This is a genomic window from Sporocytophaga myxococcoides (genome assembly GCF_000775915.1).
In the GTDB taxonomy this organism is placed as follows: domain Bacteria; phylum Bacteroidota; class Bacteroidia; order Cytophagales; family Cytophagaceae; genus Sporocytophaga; species Sporocytophaga myxococcoides_A.
Map to the genome: position 1 here is coordinate 57,307 of NZ_BBLT01000016.1, position 21,723 is coordinate 79,029.

Consider the following 21,723-nt stretch of genomic DNA (forward strand, 5'->3'; position numbering starts at 1 on the left):
TGCTATGAATAGAATAATATTAGCAGGTGGTTCAGGCTACCTCGGAATGGTGCTTGCAGATTTTTATAAAAATAAAGTAAAAGAGATCATCATTTTAACAAGAGGAAAGAATGAAATGAAAGATAATATCAGATGTGTTCACTGGGATGGTCAACAAATATCAGATTGGATTGAATGGTTGGAAGGATCTGATTTACTTATCAATCTTACTGGTAAAAATGTTAATTGTCGCTATACAGATAAAAATAAAAATGAAATCATAAGCTCCAGGGTCAATGCAACCAAAGTCCTGGGAGAGGCTTTGATGAAATTAGAAAATCCACCAAAAGTGTGGATACAATGTGTTTCATCCACTATTTACAGGGATTCCAGAGATAAAGATATGGATGAATTCTCAGGTGAAATAGGGGAAGGCTTCTCTGTCGATGTCTGTGAACGTTGGGAGGAAGCTTTTGATAAACATGAGATGCCTAAAGTAAGGAAGGTTGCATTACGCATTAGTTTCGTTTTAGGCAGAAATGGAGGAGCATTCCCTACCTTACTTACTCTTACCAGACTAGGACTTGGTGGTAAACAAGGAGATGGACTTCAATATGTAAGCTGGATTCATGAAAAGGATTTTGCAAGAATTGTTGAATGGATTTATAGTAATGAAGAGATAATGGGAGTTTATAATTGCACCGCACCTAATCCTGTTACAAACAAAGTAATGATGTCTACGCTTAGGAAAGCAGCAGGAATACCCATTGGTTTGCCATCTCCTGAATGCTTATTAAAAGTAGGAGCATTTTTAATTGGTACAGAACCGGAGCTGGCATTGAAAAGCAGAAAAGTAGTTCCCGCTAAGTTAATAAATGAAGGATTTCAGTTTGAGTATAATCATTTGGAATATGCTCTAGCGGATCTTGTATAAAGCTAATCTATAACTCAGATAAAAATTAAAAGGCCCGCTTTTTACTCAATGCGGGCCTTTTTAAATTAGGTGTCAAATTTAATGAACTAAGTTTTAATCAAAATTACCTGCTTGATATAAATTTATTTTAATGTTATAGTTAATTCTCTTATCGTCCACTTTAACACTCAAAAAGGAAAGATTTTTAGCTGAGATATTCTGTCTGAAAAATCCCATCTTCTCATTGCCAATAGCTTGTTTTTTAGGAGTGGTAATATATCCGCCTCGTAATTCACCATCCGGTGTCAGGATGATTTTGATCGTAGACGGTAAAAGCTCTTCCTGATAGGTCTCACTTTCAATGATTAGTTTACCTGTCAGGTTCTCTTCAAAATTCCACTCAATCATGTTGGTTTTTGAATTCAAATCAATTGTTTTAATCAATTTTCCTTTGGCCATAGCAATAAGAGTTTTAAGTTGGAACTGCGGGTTTATACGGTGGCCTTTAAGGGAAGTTGAGAATGTGAATAACTATAATTTTTTGAATTTTTTGTTGGATTTTTTTTGAGTTAATCAACCATTTAAGATCCACTGCTTTGCATTGGTATTATTGGTGAATAAGCGAGTTGGCTTTGCCGGGGGATTTAATACGAAATACATATTTGCTAATGACCTCTTCATATCAGAATTAGTGACTATCGCAATTTTCGATAGTCCTTCATAACCATCTTCAGAAAAGAATCTCCAGGCCTGAGGTTTAAAAACTCTTAATTCATGTGGTAAAGTGACTATAGCTGGAAACGTTTTGCCTTTTTGTAGCTCCAGCCTGTTTTTCAAAATTTCTTTTGCTACGCTTAGTGTTATGATCGCATCACTTTTGTAGTGAGCATGTAAAATTTCATCTTCAAACCAAAGTTGTATGTGCTGATCCTCAAATATTATTTCCATATTTTTCTTAAAAAACTTTTAAAGATAAGAAACTTATAAATGTCTGCCCAAATAAGATTTCTAAATTGGTTATAGTACGTTAAACTTATTTTAAGTGACAGATTATTAGGTTTATATGTGTGTAATTTTAAAATTTTAATAGTCCGTAATTTGGAAAAAGTGGATTTATGATTCCTATTGACCGAACTACCTTTGAATATAAATTTTTAAGATATGAATCATCTATCCTTAGAAAATAAAAAAACTAAGCACCTGAAAACGCTGCTGATATTTTTAGCTGTTTCATCTTTGGTATTTTTAATGCTTCACGGACCTATTCCTCAATGGGTTTCTTATCATAGTTTTGCAGATCATAATACTTTTTATGGGATTAATAATTTTTACAATGTTGTTTCGAATTTTCCATTTTTAAGGGTAGGAGCAGTTGGAATATTTTATTATTCTGAAACACAATTTTTCATATAAGTCTGCAAGACTATGTTTCTTTATCGGTATATCCTTTACCGGATTGGGATCTGCCTATTATCATTATGATCCTTCAACACCAACCCTGGTTTGGGACAGGCTTCCGATGACTATCACTTTTATGTCTTTTTTTGCGTTTATCCTTTTCAGGAACTTTTCATTTCAAAATAATGATAACATATTGATTGTATTGCTTCTGACTGGAATCTTAAGTATTGTTTATTGGTATCTAGGAGAGCTGAAGGACAATGGTGATTTGAGATGGTATGCTCTGGTTCAGTTTTACCCTGTTGTTGCCATTATTATTATCTTGCTTTGGAATGGAAATGACAGGCAAATGTTGGGAGTTATTCTGTGGTATATTGCTGCAAAGGTTTTTGAAGCTACTAACGAAGCGTTTTTATCATTGACCGAAGTGATAAGTGGTCATACTGTCAAACACCTGATAGCAGCTTGTGCAGCAATGCATCTTCTAGTTTTATTCTATTTGGAAAACAAAGCATTGATGAAAAAAATTTAATTATGAAAAAAGCCGTTTCTATTATTTACAAATCCATCAAATATGTATTTGTTATCCTGATACTGTATTTCATCACTGCTTTGTTATGTACAATCATACCCGTCAATAATTCCTTTACTGAGGATGAGAAGGGCGTTCAGATTTTTATCAGATCCAATGGGGTGCATACGGATATTGTAGTACCTGTAAAGGACTCTGTTAAAGATTGGAGTCAGGAATTATCAGGCTTGCAATTATACCATGATAACCAAATCAAATATGTTGCCTTTGGATGGGGAGATAAGGGGTTTTATCTTCATACTCCTACATGGGCTGATTTAAAAGTTTCTACAGCATTAAAAGCCGCATTCTGGTTAAGCACTTCCGCAATGCATGTTACCTATTACCCCTATAAGCCAGGAACAGATGAATATACCAGATCCATTTATATTTCCTCTGATCAATACCGTGAACTTGTAAACTATATCAAAGAGTCATTCAGATTGAATTCAGATGGGAAGATTGAGGTGATTAATTGCTGCAAGTATTCTGGTCTGGATAATGAATTCTATGAAGGCAAAGGCGTATATAGCTTAATAAAAACATGTAATACCTGGACGAATACAGGGCTTAAGGAAGCAGGAGTTAAAACTGCATTATGGGCACCTTTTGAGTGGTCTGTGATGTATCATAGAAAATAATTTTATGCTGCTAAAAATATATAATACAGAATACATTTTCATATTAGGTGATATGATCAATTGTTCCTAATGATTGATCTGTCTTGTTTATTTTGGAGTTGGAAGTCAAGACTTTTCAGAGTGTAATAAATAAGAATTTTCCTTTTTCCAGATCATTAACGAATCTCAGTACTGTTATAATAGCCTAAGTGCTGTTAAAAAAATATCTTAACTTTTAAAAACATATTACTTTCAAAGTGCTTGTGCTAACAGATAATTTGTTGTCCTTTTAATGCAACATTTTAAAGCAATTAAAAAGTAATATTATGAAAATCTTAGTAATTGGCGGTTCTGGCCTTATCGGAACAAAGGTAGTTGCCCAACTACATCAGAAGGGCCATCAGGTTATTGCTGCTTCTCCCTCTACCGGTATTAATACGATCACTGGAGAAGGTTTGGCTGAAGCAATGGAAAACACAGATATTGTTATTGACCTTGCTAATTCCCCGTCGTTCGAAGACAATGCAGTAATGGAATTTTTTCAGACTTCCGGCCAGAATTTGTTGAGTGCAGAAATCAATGCGGGGATAAAGCATCATGTGGCACTTTCAATAGTGGGAGTAGATATCATGCACAGCATAGGTTATATGCGTGCAAAAATGGTCCAGGAAAATCTGATCAGACAATCGGGTGTACCTTATACTATAATCCGAAGTACACAATTTTTTGAGTTTATAGGAGGTATCATCAATAAGGCAACACAAGGAAACGAAGTTCATCTTTCTGATGTACAATTTCAGCCTATAGCTGCAGACGAAGTAGCCGGTTTTGTGGTTAAATACGCCCTGGCTGCTCCAGTTAATGGTAAAGTGGAAATCGCAGGCCCGGAACGTTTTGATATGTATAGGGTAGTAGAGCGTTATCTGCAATCTTTCAAAGATTCACGCAAGGTAATATCTGATGGAAAACCTGAATACTTTGGAGGAGAGGTTAATCATACAGCACTTGTGCCGGCTGGAAAGGCAGAGTTAGGAACGATTAGTTTCGAGGAATGGTTGAGCAAGCAATTGCAACATGCGTAAAAATTAAAGCCCTTAAGCAAATTAAAAGAGGCCAAGCGTCATTAAACTCCTTTGCGGATTTTCAGGAAGGTATATGGTCGTGATTTTAGATTAGATGAAAAAAATCACATCATATTTAATCCAATAAATCATCAATAATTTCGGCATCATGTACCGATTCGTAATCATTGTCCACCTTCTGAGATGGGTTATTCCCTTTTCTGACACCATAAATGGTGATGATTATCATTCCAATAAACATAAGGATAAAGATGACTGAATAGATCATAGATTTAATTGTAGAAATTGAAATCTCAACTTTGCCACTTTGGATACGGTAGGTACTAAATTCAGTTGTCTTCAATCATTCTAACAATTTAATAACTATTAGGGAAAATTCTTATAACGGCATTAAATAAGCCTAAGACATATGCATAGATGAGTTTACTCTTCTTTAGATTGAATAGAATTAGGTTCCCTGAGCCCCCATTCTTTCTTTATGCGTTCTTTGTTTTGCTCTGTCAATTTCTTAGTTTGATTGGTGTTTCTTTTGGCTATCGCCGTAATGTCTTTTATCATTTTATCAATGGTCATAATTATTTTGCGTTTATAAGTTACTCCTCAAAAATAGATTTCCGCAACGCAAACCATCTGCGTCCCCCTTTGTATTTTTAAGAAATAGCTTTTTAACATGGAAGGACCCAAGGACCCTTATGATCTATTAAACTATGATAAGGTTTTTATTCTCCTGAAAGAAAGAGTAGGAAAGGAGGAATACCCGAGGATATGTGAAGTTGGACCGTGTCCGGAAGAAAGATTTCCTTTCTGGTCGTTTCGTAACGCAGAAGAAATCCGTTTACCCCTGGCAGCTGGTCATGGGTTTTTCACTTAAAGCGATATGGTGATTTTTTGTTTAAGAGTTAGCCTAAGTTCATCTTAATGGCTATATTTTAAAAAATATGTTTATTGTCAATCTGATGGTTCTAAAATTCATATAAAATAACGTTTAAATAATAGATAAAAATTATTATTTATTAAATTATTACAATATGTACAACAGAATTTACCCTTTCAACTATTCGTTGAATGCCTCCAAAAATGAAATAAATCGTCGTGTTTATTTCATAAAAATGCACAACAAAGCAATTGAAACTATTAAAAGTGGTCAAGTCCAACTGAGAGCATCCCCTCAGGAAGGGATTAACTATTATTTAACGAAAATTGAGGAATTAAAATTAGAAATCCTTGAGTTTATAAGCTGGTGCACGGAACTTGAAAAAAGGCAGCACAAATAAAAATAAGAACAAATGGTCCAGAATTTCTGGACCATTTCTCTTAGGAAGCTTTTTTCGCAGGAAGCAATTTGGGAAGGTACTCCAAAGCTTTATCATCCCTGCCTCTGAAATATCCTCTTGCTCGATTGATTAGCCAATCTGTTTCAATGTACTCAATGAATTTTGGCAATACATCATTGTGGTATTGTCTTGCGTCTACTTCAAATCCAGTAGGAAGCTTATGTTTATAAAATTTATATTGTTTAGATAGGTGAGGGTAATATGTATCTAACCATTCAGGGAAGGATTTGCCAACAGATACATCCATTCTAATTTCCTTACCTTCTTTACTATGGTCAGGAATTACATGGCCTAACGCCTCTAGTTTTCCATAAACCCGTATAAATAATTCTCCAATCACTGAAAAATATCCTTGATCAACTCGATCATAATTTTCATGAAATCTTTGGACAAAAAGTGGGGTATGAGGCTTTTGTTTGTATTCTCCCGTTTTTCTTATAGATGGAATAACTTCATTTGTTATCCATTTTTTGAAGGCTTTAGCTTCAGGTTTATTCGATGTTAAAACTAATGAATATAATCCTGACTCATTAATCAAGGAAACGTCCCTGTTTTGACCTGATACGAATAATTTTCGTATCAGCTTTTCGTCTTCATCTAGTCTCGCCAAAGACTTAGAAACATCTTGTAAGCCCAAAACATCACAAACATCCTTGGCAATTATCCAAAGTTGACCTTCTATTTCAATGGTCCGAACATTGTTAATGAAGTCGCCTGAATTGTGATATTCAAAGATAGTTAGCTGATTATTAACTTCTTTGGTTGAGTTTTGTCGAATTGCTCCTTGAGCACTTGACAATTGTGTGTAGTTTGTGTTACTTTGTAACATATTAACATTTGTGTAAAGCAAAACTTTTAATTACCTGGGGACCTCTGATCGCCAAATCAGCAGGTCCATTCTTTTTTATTACCTGGCATAAAAATACAAAATCTAAATTGTTTGTGCAATTAATGCCTATTTTCTAGCGGTTGATAATATAGAAAACGACCTAGATTAATCTGTTGGTTACTAGTCGTTTAGTTGAGTTTCCCTTGAGTTATCCTCATAGTTATTCACAGAGTTTTAAAAAATAAAAAAAACTACTAATCTCACAGGAAGATATCTAAAAGCAAAGCTGGAGAAAATACATTTGCTATATAGATGACCATTAAAAATCTGAAAGGAAATTATAATGAGTAGGGGATTGAAGTTCTATTGGCGGGAATCTATTTTTTTTAAAAAAATATCCTTTGATCGGTCTTCTAAACCTTTGATCGGTCTTCTAAATAAGCTGTAGGAAGCTTTTAATTATTCTTGTCCGGTTGGTTCTAGTTTCTCTTCTTTCTTACCACTTGCGGATAAGTTGGCAATAATGGTTATTCCCAACCATAAAAGTTGGGCTATTACAACTATTCTAACTGCAAATGTAAATGTGATTGGATAAAAAATATGCAGTAAAATAGGGAGTGAAAAGAAAGCTATACCAAATATATTTCCAGTAATCAACATGCCTTGGAATTTGTCTGTGTTAAAATTATAAGCCATTAATGACATTGAAATGAAATTAACTAACATGAAAGGCAGTGCAGCTCCAGAAGAAATTAATAAGGTAGTTACTAAATCATTTGAAGTGATAAGCTCACGTTTAAAAACAAAGAGGAAAAAGAAAACATAAATAGGCAATGAGAAAAAACTCACTCCTGTAATTATGTTATTTAATGGTGTTTTGTTGAAATCGATCATTTATTTTGGATTGAAAATGAGATAGAAAAGTATAAAAACTTACTCTATAATATCTGTGTAAGTAAAACTCGACTTTTAACTCAAAAAGCCCTTTAAAAAAATAGGCTAAATAGCTGAATTAATTAGTGCACCCGGAGAGGTTCGAACTCCCAACCATCAGAACCGGAATCTGACATTCTATCCAATTGAACTACGGGTGCTAAAAAAAGGAAAGAGGAGGGAGTTCTTTGAACCCACTCCTCGTTGATACTTTTGTCTTTATTTAGAAAGAACTTCTTTTACTTTAGCAGCTGCATCCTTAAGAACGATTGCAGAGAATACTTTAAGACCAGACTCTTCAATGATCTTAGCGCCTTCTTCTGCGTTTGTTCCTTGAAGTCTTACGATAATTGGAACTTTGATATCACCAATTTTTTTGTAAGCTTCTACAACACCATTAGCTACTCTGTCGCATCTAACGATACCACCAAAGATATTGATAAGGATTGCTTTTACATTTGGATCTTTCAGGATGATTCTGAAACCAGCCTCTACAGTCTGAGCGTTTGCTCCACCACCTACGTCTAGGAAGTTCGCAGGCTCACCACCGGAAAGCTTGATGATGTCCATAGTAGCCATTGCAAGACCTGCACCGTTTACCATACAACCGACGTTTCCGTCAAGTTTTACATAGTTAAGGCCAGAGTTTGAAGCTTCTACTTCCAAAGGATCTTCTTCGTTAAGATCTCTAAGAGCGGCAAGGTCTTTATGTCTGTATAGAGCGTTGTCGTCAAGGTTTACCTTTGCGTCAACCGCAAGAATTTTATTATCGGAAGTCTTTAATACAGGGTTGATTTCAAACATTGCAGAATCAGTTTCTTCATAAGCTTTATATAAAGCCTGGATGAAGTTTACCATTTCTTTGAAAGCTTCACCTTCAACACCTAGCTTGAAAGCAATCTTTCTCGCCTGAAACCCTTGAAGACCTACACGTGGATCAACCCACTCTTTGATGATTTTTTCAGGAGTATGTTCAGCAACCTCTTCAATCTCCATTCCACCCTCAGTGCTGGCAATAATAAGGTTTTTGCTTGTATTTCTGTCCAATAGAATGGACATATAGTATTCTTTTGGTTTACTTTCTCCCGGATAATATACATCTTGAGAAATCAGAACCTTGTGAACATGTTTGCCTTCAGGACCAGTTTGTTTAGTCACCAGGTTCATACCGATGATCTTCCCCGCAAGATCTTTAACTTCATCAAGGTTTTTAGCTAATTTAACTCCGCCGCCTTTTCCTCTTCCACCTGCATGAATTTGCGCTTTTACAACATACCATTCGGTACCTGTCTGCTGGTTTAGTTTTTTAGCGGCTTCTACTGCTGCTTCAGCTGTTTCTGCAACAATTCCTTCCTGTATACGAACACCGTATTTTTTCAGAATCTCTTTACCTTGATATTCATGTATATTCATGAGTAAATAAATAGTTAAAAGTTTAACACCACAGATGTTCTTTTCTTTCAGGGTATTCCCATCTATCGGAAGAACGGCACGAATCTATCATTTTTGGCTTTTAATTTCAAGAAAAGAGGGATTTTTAATCCTTTTAGATATAAATTTGTTTTTAGGAAGTCTAAATGAGTTGAATTATGATGCTGGAAGCAAGAAATATCTATAAGGGGTATCCCCACCTGGAAGTTTTAAAGGGAATTGATTTACAGATTAAACAAGGAGAAATTGTGTCTGTGGTAGGGGCATCCGGGGCCGGTAAAACCACATTGTTGCATATTCTGGGAACACTTGATAAGCAGGATAAGGGAGAATTATTTATAAACGGTGTTAATTTGAATCAAATCGGTGATAAGGAGCTTGCCTTATTCCGAAACAACCATATCGGTTTTGTATTTCAGTTTCATAATTTGCTTCCTGAGTTTTCTTGTTTTGAAAATGTCTGTTTGCCAGGATATATAGGTAAAAGAGATAAAAAACAAGTGGAGCAGAAGGCAAAGGAGTTGCTTGATCGACTTGGATTGTCTCAAAGACTTAATCATAAGCCATCCGAACTTTCCGGAGGGGAGCAGCAAAGGACAAGTGTTGCGAGAGCTCTTATTAATTCTCCTTCAATAGTATTTGCGGATGAGCCCAGTGGGAATTTAGATTCAAATAATGCAGAAGAGCTGCATAAGTTATTCTTCGAACTTAGAAATGAGTTTAATCTTACTTTTGTAATCGTTACACACAATCAATCGCTTGCTAAAAGTGCAGACAGAAAACTTGAAATGAGAGATGGGAAGATTGTTTAAATGAGTGTACTTTTTGATAGATATGAATAATAAAAAATAGCTTTTTTTGTTATATCTGATAATTTAATTACTTTTTGGTTTTTGTTATTTTTATAATTTTTTTGTGTATTTTATTGATTTTAAGGGTAGTTGTATTTTTGTTTTACTTTAAATAACAAAATTTTATTACATGGGTTTAGTGTGTAGGAATGAGTGTAATAAAATTGGAGTTTTGAAATATTTAAAGTGAATTATTTGATTTAATAACTACTGCGATGAATACTGTTGAATTTAATAACCTAGTTTATATAGCCTCTAAATCTTTAAAATATCCTGCTTTAAAGTTTACTCATAATCAGGCTGATGCAAATGATCTTATTCAGGATACCATTCTTAAGGCATTAAAAAATAAGACCAAGTTTAAGAAAGGGACTAATATAAAGGCATGGCTTTATATTATTATGAAAAATACTTTTATAAGTAATTATCATAAGATTGATAAAAGAAATAGCCTGGTAGATCCGATTGATGATGATTATACTCTGAATGTGCCAAGTACTATTACATATAATGATGGTACTGCTAATGTTGCAATGGAAGAGATAAATAAGGCAATTAATTCGCTGGATAAAGTATTCCGCGAGCCTTTTATGATGCATTTTTCCGGATTTAAGTATGAAGAGATTGCTCAAAAGTTAAAAATTCCTATGGGAACGGTGAAGAATAGGATTCACGTTGCAAGAAAAACTTTAATGAGTGCGCTTAAAGATTATAAAATTTAAAACTTACTGAATTGAGATTAAGGAATGCCAAGCTGATTAGTTTGGCATTTTTTGTTTAATTCAAGTTTAAATATTACATTTTTAATATTATCTAAAGTTGTATAATGATTACATTTATTTTTCTTGGTTGTTTTCTGTAATAAAAGTTTTAAAAGTGTTAATTTTTTTAAACTCTTTTGTTGATATACAGTAAATTAACATGGTAATGTTGATAATGTGGGGAGAAATATGGTGTTTAAAAACTAATAAAAATGATTGTATAGTTTTTAAAAAGTGTAAAAAATACTACATTTGTTACATAATAATCACAACAAGGAAATGCTAATAATAGAAAAAAATATCAAACAGGAAAAAGACATTATCAAAGCTGAAGAAGCAGAAAAGAAAGAAGCCTATTTAAGTCCACTTCAAATTAAAGTAGCACTCTTTAAAAGGAGATATAACATTTAATCCGAATAGAATCGGTGACAATCAGGTCAAAAAAAATAACCTTACAAAAGAACATTAATAACCTTAACCAAAAGAACTTATGACAGCTGTCGAATTTAATGAGTTAGTGTATACGGCATCAAAATCTCTGAAAATACCTGCGTTAAAATTTACACATAATCATAATGATGCAAATGATCTGATTCAGGATACTATTCTTAAAGCTTTAAGAAACAGAACTAAATTTAAGTCTGGCACTAATATTAAGGCTTGGTTATATATTATCATGAAAAATACTTTTATCAGTAATTACCATAAAATTGATAAAAGAAACACTTTGGTTGATCCGATTGACGAGGGGTATAATTTTAATGTTTCCAGTACAATTTCATTCAACCAGGGCGCCAGCAATATTGCTTCTAAAGAAATTTACAAAGCAATAAATAAGCTGGACAAAACCTTCAGAATCCCTTTTATGATGCACTATGAAGGATTTAAATACAACGAAATAGCTGACCACCTAAACATCCCAATGGGAACAGTCAAAAACAGGATCCACGTCGCTAGAAAAAACCTTATGGAATCTTTGAAAGAATACCAATACTAAAACGCAAATAACACTTCGTAAAACCCAAGGGTTGTTTTTATTCACTACTGTTCTGATTTCAGGAAATCTAATCATTTATTCAAATGATTGCAGTATGAGAAAAAGAACTGCCTTGGGTTTTATTTTTTTATATTACTCTTATAAATTACTTTTATCCTTTAGAATACTTCATTTATTTATTGTTATTGTATTCTTGCAGGATATTCATAAAATATTATTCCAGTACTTCGGCTATTCTCAGTTCAGACCACTTCAGGAAGAAATTATTTCCTCAGTTTTGAATGGGAAGGATACTCTTGCCTTGCTTCCGACAGGTGGTGGGAAATCGCTTTGTTTCCATGTGCCAGGACTCGCAATGGATGGTCTTTGTATCGTGGTTTCTCCCTTGATTGCTTTAATGAAGGACCAGGTGGAAAGACTCAGAGAAAAAGGTGTTTCTGCATTTTCTATTCACTCCGGACTTTCTTTTAATGAAATTGACGTCATTCTGGACCGATGCATCTATGACCAGGTAAAGTTTTTATATCTGGCACCTGAAAGGCTATCCTCTGATTTGCTCATTCAAAGAGTGAAAAAAATGAAAGTTAATCTCCTTGCAGTAGATGAAGCGCATTGCATCTCTCAATGGGGATATGATTTCAGGCCGTCTTATCTGGAAATAGCCGCATTCAGGCATGTTATAGGCGATTCAGTTCCTGTAATGGCATTAACAGCTACCTCAACTCCGGAAGTAACTCAGGATATTCAGGATAAGCTGGAGTTTAAAAAGCCAAATGTAATCTCGAAATCATTTAAAAGGGATAATCTTTCATTCTCGTGCTTTAAGGAAGAAAATAAGGAAAGAAAGATTCTGCAGATCCTTAAAAATGTTCCAGGGACTGCTATTATTTATGTTCGTAACAGAAAAAAAACGGAAGCCCTGGCAGGATTTCTGAATAAAAATAAAATATCCGCATCTTTTTACCACGCAGGACTGGACTACTCTTCAAGATCAAAAAATCAGGATTTGTGGATTAGTAATAAGGTAAGAGTAATGGTCGCTACTAATGCCTTTGGCATGGGAATCGATAAACCGGATGTCAGAACAGTTGTTCATTATGATTTTCCTGAAAATCCGGAAAACTATTACCAGGAAGCCGGAAGGGCAGGAAGGGATGGGAAACGATGTTATGCCGTACTACTCTTCAATGATAAAGATATTGAAGATCTTGAAGCAAAGATCGAAAGTAATTTCCCAAGCGCAGAAATAATTAAAAGGGTATATCAGGCACTTGCAAACTTTTACAAACTTGCAGTTGGGTCTTCTCAGTTTATAAGTTTTGACTTTGATATGGAAGCATTTATTAAGACTTATAAATTGCCTAAGATACAATCTTATTATGCCTTGAAAAGATTGGAACAGGAGGGGATGATTCAAATGAATGAGGCTTATTATAACCCTTCCAAAATTTTCATTTCCACTGATAAGACAAGGCTTTACGAATATCAGCTGCGTAATCCTGAGGATGATGTTTTCATTAAATCCATTTTAAGAATTTATGGTGGGGAGGTATTCTCTAATTATGTAAATATCAGGGAAACAGAAATTGCTAATTACATTCATAAGTCCCAAATGGATGTTACCAGAAAGCTTAGCTTTTTAGATCAGAAAGGTTTATTGGTTTATGAAAAGCAAAAGGATAAGCCGCAGATAGAATTTGTAATGCCTAGAATGGATGCTTCAGTATTACCTTTGGATTATAAAGACCTTGCTAAACGGAAGGAGCTGTATAAGGCAAAAGTGGACGCGATGGTGGAATATGCAACGAATTCAAATAAGTGCCGGAGTTTAATGCTTCTGGAATATTTCGGGGAAAAAAATAGTGAAAAATGCGGTTTGTGTGATGTATGTCTGAAGGAGAAAAAAGAGGAAGTTAAAGATAATATTGAAGTGGAATTATCAGGGAAAATTATTGAAAAGTTAAATGGTGGTCCTATATCTCCAGAAAATCTTGTGTTTTCTTTCAGTTCCATCGAAAAAGAGAATGTGCTCAAAGTTTTGAGACGTCTTGTAGATTCGGGGATGCTGGTTTATCTCGACGATGGCAATCTATCTTTGGCTAAGAATACTTAATATTAAAGTTATTTGAAAAAAATGAAAATAGTACTATTGGATGCCGATACCTTGGGAGAGGTACCCGCGATTGATGACTTTAATCAGCTGGGTGATTTTATAAAATTCGGACATACAAAACCAGATGATGTCATTAATCACTTATCTGGGGCTGATGTTGCAATTACTAATAAAGTAGTTTTGTCCAAAGAGATTTTGTCTCAACTTCCAGATTTGAAATTGATCTGCGTGGCAGCTACTGGGACAGATAATATTGATATTGCCTTTGCTTCGGAAAAAGGTATTCCGGTTAAAAATGTAAAAGGTTATTCTACTGACAGTGTTGCTCAGCATTCTTTTTCATTGCTTCTTCATTTGCTCGATAAACTTGAATATTACAATAATTATGTCCTAAGTGGGGAATATTGCAAAAGTGAAATTTTTACTTCTCTGTCTCGTCCGTACTGGGAAATTAAGGGTAAAGTTTATGGAATAATAGGACTTGGGGCTATTGGGAAAAAGGTGGCAAATATAGCAACAGCTTTTGGGGCTAAAGTCATTTATTATTCAACCTCAGGTGTTCATGATGATCCTGATTTTGAAAGGGTAGGTCTGGAAGAACTGTTAAAACAGAGTGATGTTATATCCATTCATTCTCCTTTGAATGATAAAACTCATGGTCTAATAGGAGAGAAAGAATTTAATCTGATGAAAAGAAATGCAATTCTCATCAATGTTGGAAGGGGGGGGATAGTTAATGAAAATGCTCTTATCGAAGCCTTGAATAATGACAGAATTGCGGGTGCGGGTATTGATGTTTTTGAAAAAGAACCGATGGCTTCATCCAGCCCAATTTTGAAAATTAAAAACAAGGAACGTCTTGTTGTTACACCTCATATTGCCTGGGCAAGTATAGAAGCAAGAGGGAGATTGGTAGAGGGGATTATTAGTAATATTAAGGAGTGGAAAGCGAAAGTTGAAAGCACAAAGTAAAAAGTCTAAAGTACCTTTTACATTATGGTGGCAAGGGAACTACAAGATAGTTACATAAAAAAAGAGACTGATATTCAGTCTCTTTTTTATTGATTATTTTTTTTAAAACTTATTGAAGAGCAGCAACTCCAGGAAGAACTTTGCCTTCCATGTACTCAAGAAGTGCACCACCACCTGTGGAAACGTAAGATACATCATCTCCGAAACCAAGGTTGTTGATTGCAGCAGCAGAGTCACCACCTCCGATAAGAGAGAAACCTCCTTTTTTGGTTGCATTTACAACTGCCTTAGCAACAGCTACAGTACCCTTTTCAAAACTTGGCATTTCGAAAACTCCCATTGGGCCATTCCATAGTAAAGTTTTAGAATTGTCGATTACTTCTGAAAAACTTCTTTGAGATTCCGGTCCAATGTCAAGTCCCATCCATCCGTCAGGAATGTTTCTGTTAGGGGCGATCTGAGTAGATGCATTATTATCAAACTTATCAGCAACTACTGTATCAATAGGAAGAATTAAATTTACTCCTTTGCTTTTTGCTTTTTCAATCAATGATTTTGCTAATTCAACTTTATCAGCTTCTAGGAGAGAGGTTCCAATATTTCCTCCAAGAGCTTTTGCAAAAGTATATGACATTCCTCCTCCGATGATCAGGTTGTCCACTTTATCCAGAAGTCTTTCAATAATAAGGATTTTATCAGAAATTTTAGCTCCACCCATAATTGCAGTGAATGGCTTATCAGCTTTCTCAAGGATTTTGTTAGCATTGTCAAGTTCAGCTTGCATTACATAACCGCAAATTCTATCATTGAAGAATTTAGCGATAATTGCAGTAGAAGCATGAGCTCTGTGGGCAGTTCCGAAAGCATCATTTACATATACATTTCCGAGTTTAGAAAGCTTTTGAGCAAAAACTTCGTCACCTTTTTCTTCTTCTTTATAGAATCTTAAATTTTCAAGTAAAAGAATTTCGCCAGCCTTTAAATCAGCAGAAAGTTTTTCAGCATCAGCACCTATACAGTCGGTTGCAAATTTTACTGTAGTGTTAAAGGTTTGGTTAAGGTAAGGAAGAAGATGTTTCAGAGAGTATTTTTCTTCATATCCCCCCTTTGGTCTTCCCAGGTGAGACATAAGAATAGCACTTCCTCCGTCTTTCAGAATTTTGTTTACGGTCGGAATTACAGCTTTAAGACGGGTATCGTCGGTAATTTCATGTTTATCGTTTAAGGGTACATTGAAATCAACCCTAACCAAGGCTTTTTTACCTGAAAAATTAAAGGTGTCTACAGTTTTCATATCGCAAATTTTAAGGAGGTCAATATTAAAAGAAATCTTGGTAAAATAAAAAAGGTGATATTGAATTATCACCTTTTTTTGATATTAGGAAATTAATTTTCAATTATTCTGCGTGAAGCCATGCTTTTTTAGCCAATAACGTATCTTCCTCCTCCACATTATCAGGATCAGGAACACAGCAATCAACAGGACAAACCGCTGCGCATTGAGGTTCTTCATGAAAACCCATGCACTCGGTACATTTGTTTGCAACAATATAGTAAAACTCGTCTGATACAGGCTCTTGAGGACTTTTTGCATCCATTGTAGACCCATCTTCGAGTTCTATTTCACTTAATTTAGTGCCTCCTGAGTAATTCCACTGTACACCGCCCTCATAAATTGCAGTATTAGGGCATTCCGGCTCACAAGCTCCACAGTTTATACACTCATCGGTAATCATTATAGCCATGACGTACTCCTTCTTTATTAAATAATATAAATGGTTTAAAAAGTGTTTTAAGCAACAAAATTAAGCACAATTTGATTCTCAATCAATATAAATCCTAATTTTGCGGAAATACTACAATTTAAAATTAATGGAGACGGGACTTTCCAAGAGGGCAGATGCATTTGCTTCATTGGGGAAATATTTAAATAATTTATCTGATAATGAGTTAGATATCTGGTTCAGACAGGCAGAGAATAACAACAGCTGGTTTACAAATGCCAACGTCAGGCAAGCATTAAATGGAATAATTTCACTTTTGGATGAAAAAAAACTAAAGCAATTGATTAAGGGATATTCGTCAGCTTACAAGTCCAGAAATGTTGGGGTCGTAATGGCAGGGAATATTCCTGCTGCCGGTTTCCATGATTTTTTATGTGTCCTTTTGACCGGACATCATTTTTATGGAAAATTAGCGGCTACAGATAATGTACTCCTTCGGAAAATTGCAACATTATTAATTGAAATTGAGCCTTCCTTTGCTGATAAAATTTCTTTTCAGGATATGCTCAAAAATATGGATGCATATATTGCTTCCGGAAGTGACAATTCTGCTAAGTATTTTAAAGCTTATTTTTCCAAAGTGCCTCATATAGTAAGGAAAAACAGATCATCAGTGGCGGTTCTTAATGGGAAAGAAGGAGAGAATGAGCTAAAACTTTTATCTGATGATATCTTCACTTATTTCGGTCTTGGATGCAGAAATGTGTCAAAATTGTTTGTTCCTAAGGGATATAATTTTGATACTTTCTATAAGAATATGAACAAATTTGAAGGGATTCTTAATTTTCATAAATATGCAAATAATTATGATTATCAGAAATCAATTTTCCTGCTGAACAAGGTGGATCATCTGGATAATGGGTTCCTGATGTTAAAAAAGGATGAGCAGATTGTTTCACCAATTTCGGTAGTGTATTATGAGGAGTATGAAGATCTGGCCGTTTTACAGACTAAGATTTCTGCTAATCGGGAAAAAATTCAGGCTATACTGTCAGCCAATGGCTGGTATACGGATTCGGTTTCCTTTGGAAACGCTCAATGCCCTGCACCATGGGATTATGCTGATAATGTTGATACTATGAAATTTTTGATGGAGTTATAAATAAAAAGCCCCCCGACCAAGGTCGGGGGGCTTTTTATTTATCTCATGATTTCAATCCATCCTTTATATGCTTGACCGTTTGGTAAAAGCAGATCATAGAAGTAAACGCCATCCGGTTGATCTTCTCCATCCCAGCTATTATCATAATTGTCGCTCGCAAAAACTCTGCTGCCCCATTTGTTGTGAACATAGAATTTGGATCCGTATGGTATGGATAATATCTCAAATCTGTCATTTTTACCATCTCCATTCGGTGTAAACATATTAGGAATATAAAACCCGGATCCAACCACTATTTCTTTTTCCACTTTACATCCATTGCCATCCTTGATATATATTTTATATTCTCCAGGAGCAAGGTTACTATTACTGTTCAAAGTTGAATCTGCTAATACATAAGGAGAGTATACCTGATCATCATAACTTATCAGATAGAAAGGTGTACCTCCCTGTATGTCATAAACATATATAGTACCTGAATTGATTTCTCTTGAACTCTTAATCACATATACCTCAGCAGTGATAGGCTCTGGCTCATTGATAATTATATTAGAGTTATAGATGGTATCATAATACGTTCCATTAAACAGGTAGTAACCATTGATGGTAAATGGCACATCGCAATTTCCATCCTTAATACCCATAGAATAAATGCCTGCACCTAAATCTTTGATGACATTATTAGTACTCTTGTCAATTGAATTTAAATAATAAGTGAAAATTGGAATTCCTCCTTGTAGGGAATCAATAGTAATCTCACCCTTTTTCTCATTGAAACAAGGCACATCTTTGGTTCTTATATATGGCATTGGTCCAATACGGATTAAGGTTGTATCAGCATGTGCAAGACAATTATTGGCATCTTTAATTTTAAAGTGGTATGTATTTACAGAAAGATTGCTGAATACATTAGTGATGCCATAAGAATTATCATCAATAGCATATTGATATGGTGTGCTACCGCCAACTCCATTTATTGTCACGCTACCTTCATTTGAGCAGGTGATTTGTTTTACATCACTCATGATAATCTTAATCTGCTCCGGTTCTGGAATTTCAAACGGATAAGTTACCGGACATTGATCATTTTTATTGGAAATTACAAGTGTAGATATTCCACCAGACAGATTGTCAAATTCACCTGTATTGTTTTTTATACCATTTAAGGTGAAAATATATGGTTGAAGACCTCCGGTTATATTGGATAATTTAATAGAACCATTGTCATCGCCAAAACAGTCAACACCTGTAATATCAGCTACTATTTTCGAAATATTTATGGTATCCGGAGCTGTTACTTTTGCTGACAATGAATCTGCACAACCATTCTTGTCGATTACTTTTATAAAATAATCATTTTGAGACAGGCTTGTGAAAACAGGAGTGGTGATTAATGTACCGTTGTTCAGAGAGTATTTATAATCTCCATTGCCACCTGATACTTGTAAATGTATTTCTCCATTATTTGAATTTGCACAAGGCTTGATAGTTATAATGGTATCAATGCCGAGAACAAGCTTTTGAGGTTCTTTAATTTCAACAGGGAAGTCATACAGACAACCTGAATTATCAAAGATTGAGAGGGTATATTTACCTTTATTTAATCCAGTAAATGTTGAATCTTGTTGCGGTATTGAGAATTCATCAAGTGCAAACCAATATCCTCCGGCTCCTCCGGTAATATTTGAAAGTGATATAATACCATCAGACTTACCAAAGCAGGATACATCCTTAGATAAATTGTCTGCAGTAAGTTTCTTTAAGGAAACATTTACAGAATCAACTTTACTTTCACAAGTAGAAAGGTAATCTAAAACTACAACCTTTATTAAAGTATCAGAAAAGATCGGTTTTGAAAACTTATTAGAAGTCTGATAGCTCTTTCCTCCATCAAATGAATAAGCTGAATATACCTCAGGAATCGTGATCGTTACTGTTTTGGATTTACAGATTGGGTTCGGATTCACTATTGGGTTCACCTCCATAGGTAGGGGTTCTTTGATTTCGAACTGATCTCTGTATGAGCAGTTTTTAGCATCTTTAAAGTTTACTATATAAACACCTGCAGGAAGATCATAATTGTTTGGTCCAGTCAATGTTCCTGGTGTCCATACAAAATTAGAATAAGGCGCTGTTCCTCCTGAAATATTAAGATGTAATTCAATTTGTCCGTCCGATTTTCCATTACATGATACATCTTTTACTGCACTTGCTTGATCCACAATTAATGTATCCGGCTGTGTTATAATAAAGGTAGTGTCTTTACTGCATGAATTCTTGTCAGTAATTGTCACTTTGTAAGCTCCTGCTCTAAGATTGGTTATTTTTGCAGTGTTATTTCCTGTGTCCCATAAGTAAGAGTAATCAGGTGTTCCTCCTGTAGGAGTCAATTCAATTGATCCGCTATTACCTTTGTGACATTGAACATTCGTAACTATAGAAGTTGCATTTAACCGTGCTGGTTCAATGATAATAAAGTTTAAGGTTTCGCTACATCCACTGGCATCGGTAATTTTTATGCTATATGAGCCTTTTCCTAAATTCTGAATATTGTTTGTTGTGACTCCGGTATTCCATAGGTAACTATATGGAGAGGTACCACCTGAAGTAACGTCTACAATAATGCTTCCATCACTTAATCCAAAACATGTGATGTCTGTTTTAAGTGTGTCAAATACAAATCCATCAGGCTCCCCAATTACGAAATTGGAGTCTAAAGTACATCCATTAGCATCAGTTATAGTTAGTTGATATGTACCTTTGCCAAGATTAGAGATTCCCTGAGTAGTAACATTTTCCGGCCAAAGATATTTGTACGGGGCAGTTCCTCCTGTCACGGAAGTAATAGTGATAGTTCCATTTGTACCTCCTTTACAAACTGGTTCGCTGATATCAGCAGTAATGACTAAAGGTGCTGGCTGATTTACAATAAAGTCCTGTGACTGATAATTACATCCTTTGTCATCGGTGAATTTTACTGAATAAGTGCCGGCTACTACACCTATTAGATCTTGTGTAACTGTTCCATTTGACCATAAGAAATTTGAATAAGGTTCAACTCCTCCGGATATAGCTAATGAAATTGATCCGTTGCTTTCTCCATAGCATTTTACATCAGTAATGGTTGGTATTATGGAAATAGTTACTGAATGATTAACAGTAAAATTAAAGGTTCCAGAACACCCTTTGCTATCTTTCACATCTACAGTATAGTTTCCAGCTATGAGGCCTGTACGGTCCTGAGTAGTGGGACCATCTTTCCATTCAAAGCTATATGGTGCTGTCCCACCATTGATAATCAGGCTTATACTTCCATCATTTCCTGTACAGGTTTCGTCTGTAATTGTTGAACCAGCTGAAATAGGAGCAGGGTCATTTACGACTATAGTAAATGTCTGGGTACAAGCAGAATTATCCATAATTGTTAATGTATATGTTCCTGCAGTAAGACCAGAGATATCTTTAGTAGACTCTCCGTTATCCCAGGTATAGGAAATGTAAGGTTCTTTACCTCCTGTAACTGAAGTAATCTCTATAGCTCCATCATTAGCACCAATACAGGTTGGTTCAGTTATGTTGGTTTCAATAGTCATTGGAACCGGAGGATTAATTGTGAAATCAACAGTATCCGAACAACCATTTACATCGGAAATAATGACGTTATAGTTTCCAGCTCCAAGATTACTCACATTTTGAGTAATAGCTCCATTTGACCATTGATAAGAATAAGGTGCAACTCCTCCAGTCACAGAAGTGATATTGATCTTTCCATTATTCAAGCCTGCACAAGTTTCATCTGTAATCTTGCTGTCAACTACAAAAGGAGCCGGCTGAGTAAGAGTAAATGCAGAGTCTTTAAAGCATCCGTTGGCATCAGTTACTCTGATGTTATAAGTGCCAGCAGTAAGGTTAATATTGTTCTGAGCAGCAGGGGCGCCGTTTCTTGTATAAGTATAAGGAGCAGTACCGCCAGTAACAGAAGTAATGTTGATCGCTCCGTTCGCAGCCCCATTACAGTTCGGATTAGTTACTGCAGCAGTCAGCACCATT

The 21,723-nt window shown here is 35.1% G+C and carries 23 protein-coding genes and 1 tRNA gene; 13 read left to right on the plus strand and 11 right to left on the minus strand.

The annotated features are described in order from the left end of the window. Nucleotides 1–4: 4 nt before the first annotated feature. Nucleotides 5–913, plus strand: coding sequence for a TIGR01777 family oxidoreductase (locus MYP_RS24185; protein ID WP_045469804.1), 909 nt, complete (start codon nucleotides 5–7; stop codon nucleotides 911–913). A 93-nt stretch (nucleotides 914–1,006) separates the two neighbouring features. Here the strand turns inward: MYP_RS24185 and MYP_RS24190 are convergent, their stop codons facing one another. Together MYP_RS24190 and MYP_RS24195 are read right to left on the minus strand one after the other, a co-directional pair. Beyond that, entirely contained in the window at nucleotides 1,007–1,351 is a 345-nt protein-coding gene (locus MYP_RS24190) for a hypothetical protein (protein WP_045469807.1), read from the minus strand. Nucleotides 1,352–1,465: 114 nt separating this feature from the next. After that, complete coding sequence (locus tag MYP_RS24195) at nucleotides 1,466–1,840, minus strand: DUF7793 family protein (RefSeq protein ID WP_045469810.1); 375 nt, start codon at nucleotides 1,838–1,840, stop codon at nucleotides 1,466–1,468. 424 nt (nucleotides 1,841–2,264) lie between these two features. Between MYP_RS24195 and MYP_RS24200 the strand changes: the two genes are divergently transcribed. From MYP_RS24200 to MYP_RS24210, 3 genes are all read left to right on the plus strand, one after another. Next, nucleotides 2,265–2,825, plus strand: a complete 561-nt coding sequence (locus tag MYP_RS24200) for a hypothetical protein (RefSeq protein ID WP_052430487.1) — start codon at nucleotides 2,265–2,267, stop codon at nucleotides 2,823–2,825. A 2-nt stretch (nucleotides 2,826–2,827) separates the two neighbouring features. Next, nucleotides 2,828–3,505, plus strand: a complete 678-nt coding sequence (locus MYP_RS24205) for a TIGR02117 family protein (protein ID WP_045469813.1) — start codon at nucleotides 2,828–2,830, stop codon at nucleotides 3,503–3,505. Between the two features lie 305 nt (nucleotides 3,506–3,810). Then, complete coding sequence (locus MYP_RS24210; RefSeq protein ID WP_045469816.1) at nucleotides 3,811–4,566, plus strand: SDR family oxidoreductase; 756 nt, start codon at nucleotides 3,811–3,813, stop codon at nucleotides 4,564–4,566. A gap of 115 nt (nucleotides 4,567–4,681) precedes the next feature. On the opposite strand, the gene MYP_RS24215 is transcribed toward MYP_RS24210, so the two are convergent. Next, nucleotides 4,682–4,834: a hypothetical protein gene (locus tag MYP_RS24215; RefSeq protein WP_156140821.1), complete on the minus strand. Its 153-nt coding sequence runs from the start codon at nucleotides 4,832–4,834 to the stop codon at nucleotides 4,682–4,684. 155 nt (nucleotides 4,835–4,989) lie between these two features. Next, nucleotides 4,990–5,139, minus strand: coding sequence for a hypothetical protein (locus tag MYP_RS26295; RefSeq protein ID WP_156140822.1), 150 nt, complete (start codon nucleotides 5,137–5,139; stop codon nucleotides 4,990–4,992). Between the two features lie 97 nt (nucleotides 5,140–5,236). Here MYP_RS26295 and MYP_RS24220 point away from each other — a divergent pair, with 97 nt between their 5' ends. After that, the gene (locus tag MYP_RS24220) at nucleotides 5,237–5,437 is read left to right on the plus strand and encodes a hypothetical protein (protein ID WP_045469822.1); all 201 of its coding nucleotides are present in this window, start codon (nucleotides 5,237–5,239) and stop codon (nucleotides 5,435–5,437) included. A gap of 157 nt (nucleotides 5,438–5,594) precedes the next feature. After that, complete coding sequence (locus MYP_RS24225) at nucleotides 5,595–5,840, plus strand: hypothetical protein (protein WP_045469824.1); 246 nt, start codon at nucleotides 5,595–5,597, stop codon at nucleotides 5,838–5,840. A 40-nt stretch (nucleotides 5,841–5,880) separates the two neighbouring features. Here MYP_RS24225 and MYP_RS24230 read toward each other — a convergent pair whose 3' ends face one another. The 4 genes from MYP_RS24230 to sucC form a co-directional block, all read right to left on the minus strand. After that, nucleotides 5,881–6,729, minus strand: a complete 849-nt coding sequence (locus tag MYP_RS24230) for a BRO-N domain-containing protein (RefSeq protein WP_081990659.1) — start codon at nucleotides 6,727–6,729, stop codon at nucleotides 5,881–5,883. A gap of 459 nt (nucleotides 6,730–7,188) precedes the next feature. After that, a complete protein-coding gene (locus tag MYP_RS24235) occupies nucleotides 7,189–7,623 on the minus strand; it encodes a hypothetical protein (RefSeq protein WP_045469827.1) in 435 nt (144 codons plus the stop codon). 126 nt (nucleotides 7,624–7,749) lie between these two features. Continuing rightward, a tRNA-Arg gene (locus MYP_RS24240) sits at nucleotides 7,750–7,823 on the minus strand. 58 nt (nucleotides 7,824–7,881) lie between these two features. After that, complete coding sequence (gene sucC, locus MYP_RS24245) at nucleotides 7,882–9,075, minus strand: ADP-forming succinate--CoA ligase subunit beta (RefSeq protein WP_045469830.1); 1,194 nt, start codon at nucleotides 9,073–9,075, stop codon at nucleotides 7,882–7,884. 179 nt (nucleotides 9,076–9,254) lie between these two features. Here sucC and MYP_RS24250 point away from each other — a divergent pair, with 179 nt between their 5' ends. The 6 genes from MYP_RS24250 to MYP_RS24270 all read left to right on the plus strand — a co-directional run bounded on the left by MYP_RS24250 (nucleotide 9,255) and on the right by MYP_RS24270 (nucleotide 14,787). After that, nucleotides 9,255–9,905, plus strand: a complete 651-nt coding sequence (locus MYP_RS24250; protein ID WP_045469873.1) for an ABC transporter ATP-binding protein — start codon at nucleotides 9,255–9,257, stop codon at nucleotides 9,903–9,905. A gap of 254 nt (nucleotides 9,906–10,159) precedes the next feature. Then, nucleotides 10,160–10,666, plus strand: coding sequence for an RNA polymerase sigma factor (locus tag MYP_RS24255; RefSeq protein WP_045469833.1), 507 nt, complete (start codon nucleotides 10,160–10,162; stop codon nucleotides 10,664–10,666). 318 nt (nucleotides 10,667–10,984) lie between these two features. Further along, complete coding sequence (locus MYP_RS26855; RefSeq protein WP_262506818.1) at nucleotides 10,985–11,116, plus strand: hypothetical protein; 132 nt, start codon at nucleotides 10,985–10,987, stop codon at nucleotides 11,114–11,116. Nucleotides 11,117–11,195: 79 nt separating this feature from the next. Then, the gene (locus tag MYP_RS24260) at nucleotides 11,196–11,702 is read left to right on the plus strand and encodes an RNA polymerase sigma factor (RefSeq protein ID WP_028982531.1); all 507 of its coding nucleotides are present in this window, start codon (nucleotides 11,196–11,198) and stop codon (nucleotides 11,700–11,702) included. 94 nt (nucleotides 11,703–11,796) lie between these two features. Further along, complete coding sequence (locus tag MYP_RS24265) at nucleotides 11,797–13,815, plus strand: RecQ family ATP-dependent DNA helicase (RefSeq protein ID WP_231570094.1); 2,019 nt, start codon at nucleotides 11,797–11,799, stop codon at nucleotides 13,813–13,815. A gap of 21 nt (nucleotides 13,816–13,836) precedes the next feature. After that, nucleotides 13,837–14,787 carry a D-2-hydroxyacid dehydrogenase gene (locus MYP_RS24270; RefSeq protein WP_045469834.1) on the plus strand — a complete coding sequence of 317 codons (951 nt, stop codon included), beginning with the start codon at nucleotides 13,837–13,839 and terminating at the stop codon, nucleotides 14,785–14,787. Between the two features lie 109 nt (nucleotides 14,788–14,896). Here MYP_RS24270 and MYP_RS24275 read toward each other — a convergent pair whose 3' ends face one another. Then, on the minus strand, nucleotides 14,897–16,081 hold the full coding sequence (locus MYP_RS24275; protein WP_045469837.1) for a phosphoglycerate kinase: 1,185 nt from the start codon (nucleotides 16,079–16,081) through the stop codon (nucleotides 14,897–14,899). A 103-nt stretch (nucleotides 16,082–16,184) separates the two neighbouring features. Further along, complete coding sequence (locus MYP_RS24280; RefSeq protein ID WP_045469839.1) at nucleotides 16,185–16,532, minus strand: 4Fe-4S dicluster domain-containing protein; 348 nt, start codon at nucleotides 16,530–16,532, stop codon at nucleotides 16,185–16,187. Nucleotides 16,533–16,659: 127 nt separating this feature from the next. Here MYP_RS24280 and MYP_RS24285 point away from each other — a divergent pair, with 127 nt between their 5' ends. Next, nucleotides 16,660–17,673 (plus strand): acyl-CoA reductase, encoded by a 1,014-nt coding sequence (locus tag MYP_RS24285; RefSeq protein ID WP_045469845.1) that lies wholly within the window; start codon nucleotides 16,660–16,662, stop codon nucleotides 17,671–17,673. Nucleotides 17,674–17,711: 38 nt separating this feature from the next. Here the strand turns inward: MYP_RS24285 and MYP_RS24290 are convergent. Beyond that, the coding region (locus MYP_RS24290) for a gliding motility-associated C-terminal domain-containing protein (protein WP_045469847.1) at nucleotides 17,712–21,723 on the minus strand (4,012 nt) is incomplete at its 5' end.

Coding starts and splice junctions, on each gene's coding strand:
- MYP_RS24185 (WP_045469804.1), top strand. CDS start 5: ATGAATAGAATAATATTAGCAGGTGGTTCAGGCTACCTCGGAATGGTG.
- MYP_RS24190 (WP_045469807.1), bottom strand. CDS start 1,351: ATGGCCAAAGGAAAATTGATTAAAACAATTGATTTGAATTCAAAAACC.
- MYP_RS24195 (WP_045469810.1), bottom strand. CDS start 1,840: ATGGAAATAATATTTGAGGATCAGCACATACAACTTTGGTTTGAAGAT.
- MYP_RS24205 (WP_045469813.1), top strand. CDS start 2,828: ATGAAAAAAGCCGTTTCTATTATTTACAAATCCATCAAATATGTATTT.
- MYP_RS24210 (WP_045469816.1), top strand. CDS start 3,811: ATGAAAATCTTAGTAATTGGCGGTTCTGGCCTTATCGGAACAAAGGTA.
- MYP_RS24215 (WP_156140821.1), bottom strand. CDS start 4,834: ATGATCTATTCAGTCATCTTTATCCTTATGTTTATTGGAATGATAATC.
- MYP_RS26295 (WP_156140822.1), bottom strand. CDS start 5,139: ATGACCATTGATAAAATGATAAAAGACATTACGGCGATAGCCAAAAGA.
- MYP_RS24220 (WP_045469822.1), top strand. CDS start 5,237: ATGGAAGGACCCAAGGACCCTTATGATCTATTAAACTATGATAAGGTT.
- MYP_RS24225 (WP_045469824.1), top strand. CDS start 5,595: ATGTACAACAGAATTTACCCTTTCAACTATTCGTTGAATGCCTCCAAA.
- MYP_RS24230 (WP_081990659.1), bottom strand. CDS start 6,729: ATGTTACAAAGTAACACAAACTACACACAATTGTCAAGTGCTCAAGGA.
- MYP_RS24235 (WP_045469827.1), bottom strand. CDS start 7,623: ATGATCGATTTCAACAAAACACCATTAAATAACATAATTACAGGAGTG.
- sucC (WP_045469830.1), bottom strand. CDS start 9,075: ATGAATATACATGAATATCAAGGTAAAGAGATTCTGAAAAAATACGGT.
- MYP_RS24250 (WP_045469873.1), top strand. CDS start 9,255: ATGCTGGAAGCAAGAAATATCTATAAGGGGTATCCCCACCTGGAAGTT.
- MYP_RS24255 (WP_045469833.1), top strand. CDS start 10,160: ATGAATACTGTTGAATTTAATAACCTAGTTTATATAGCCTCTAAATCT.
- MYP_RS26855 (WP_262506818.1), top strand. CDS start 10,985: ATGCTAATAATAGAAAAAAATATCAAACAGGAAAAAGACATTATCAAA.
- MYP_RS24260 (WP_028982531.1), top strand. CDS start 11,196: ATGACAGCTGTCGAATTTAATGAGTTAGTGTATACGGCATCAAAATCT.
- MYP_RS24265 (WP_231570094.1), top strand. CDS start 11,797: ATGAGAAAAAGAACTGCCTTGGGTTTTATTTTTTTATATTACTCTTAT.
- MYP_RS24270 (WP_045469834.1), top strand. CDS start 13,837: ATGAAAATAGTACTATTGGATGCCGATACCTTGGGAGAGGTACCCGCG.
- MYP_RS24275 (WP_045469837.1), bottom strand. CDS start 16,081: ATGAAAACTGTAGACACCTTTAATTTTTCAGGTAAAAAAGCCTTGGTT.
- MYP_RS24280 (WP_045469839.1), bottom strand. CDS start 16,532: ATGGCTATAATGATTACCGATGAGTGTATAAACTGTGGAGCTTGTGAG.
- MYP_RS24285 (WP_045469845.1), top strand. CDS start 16,660: ATGGAGACGGGACTTTCCAAGAGGGCAGATGCATTTGCTTCATTGGGG.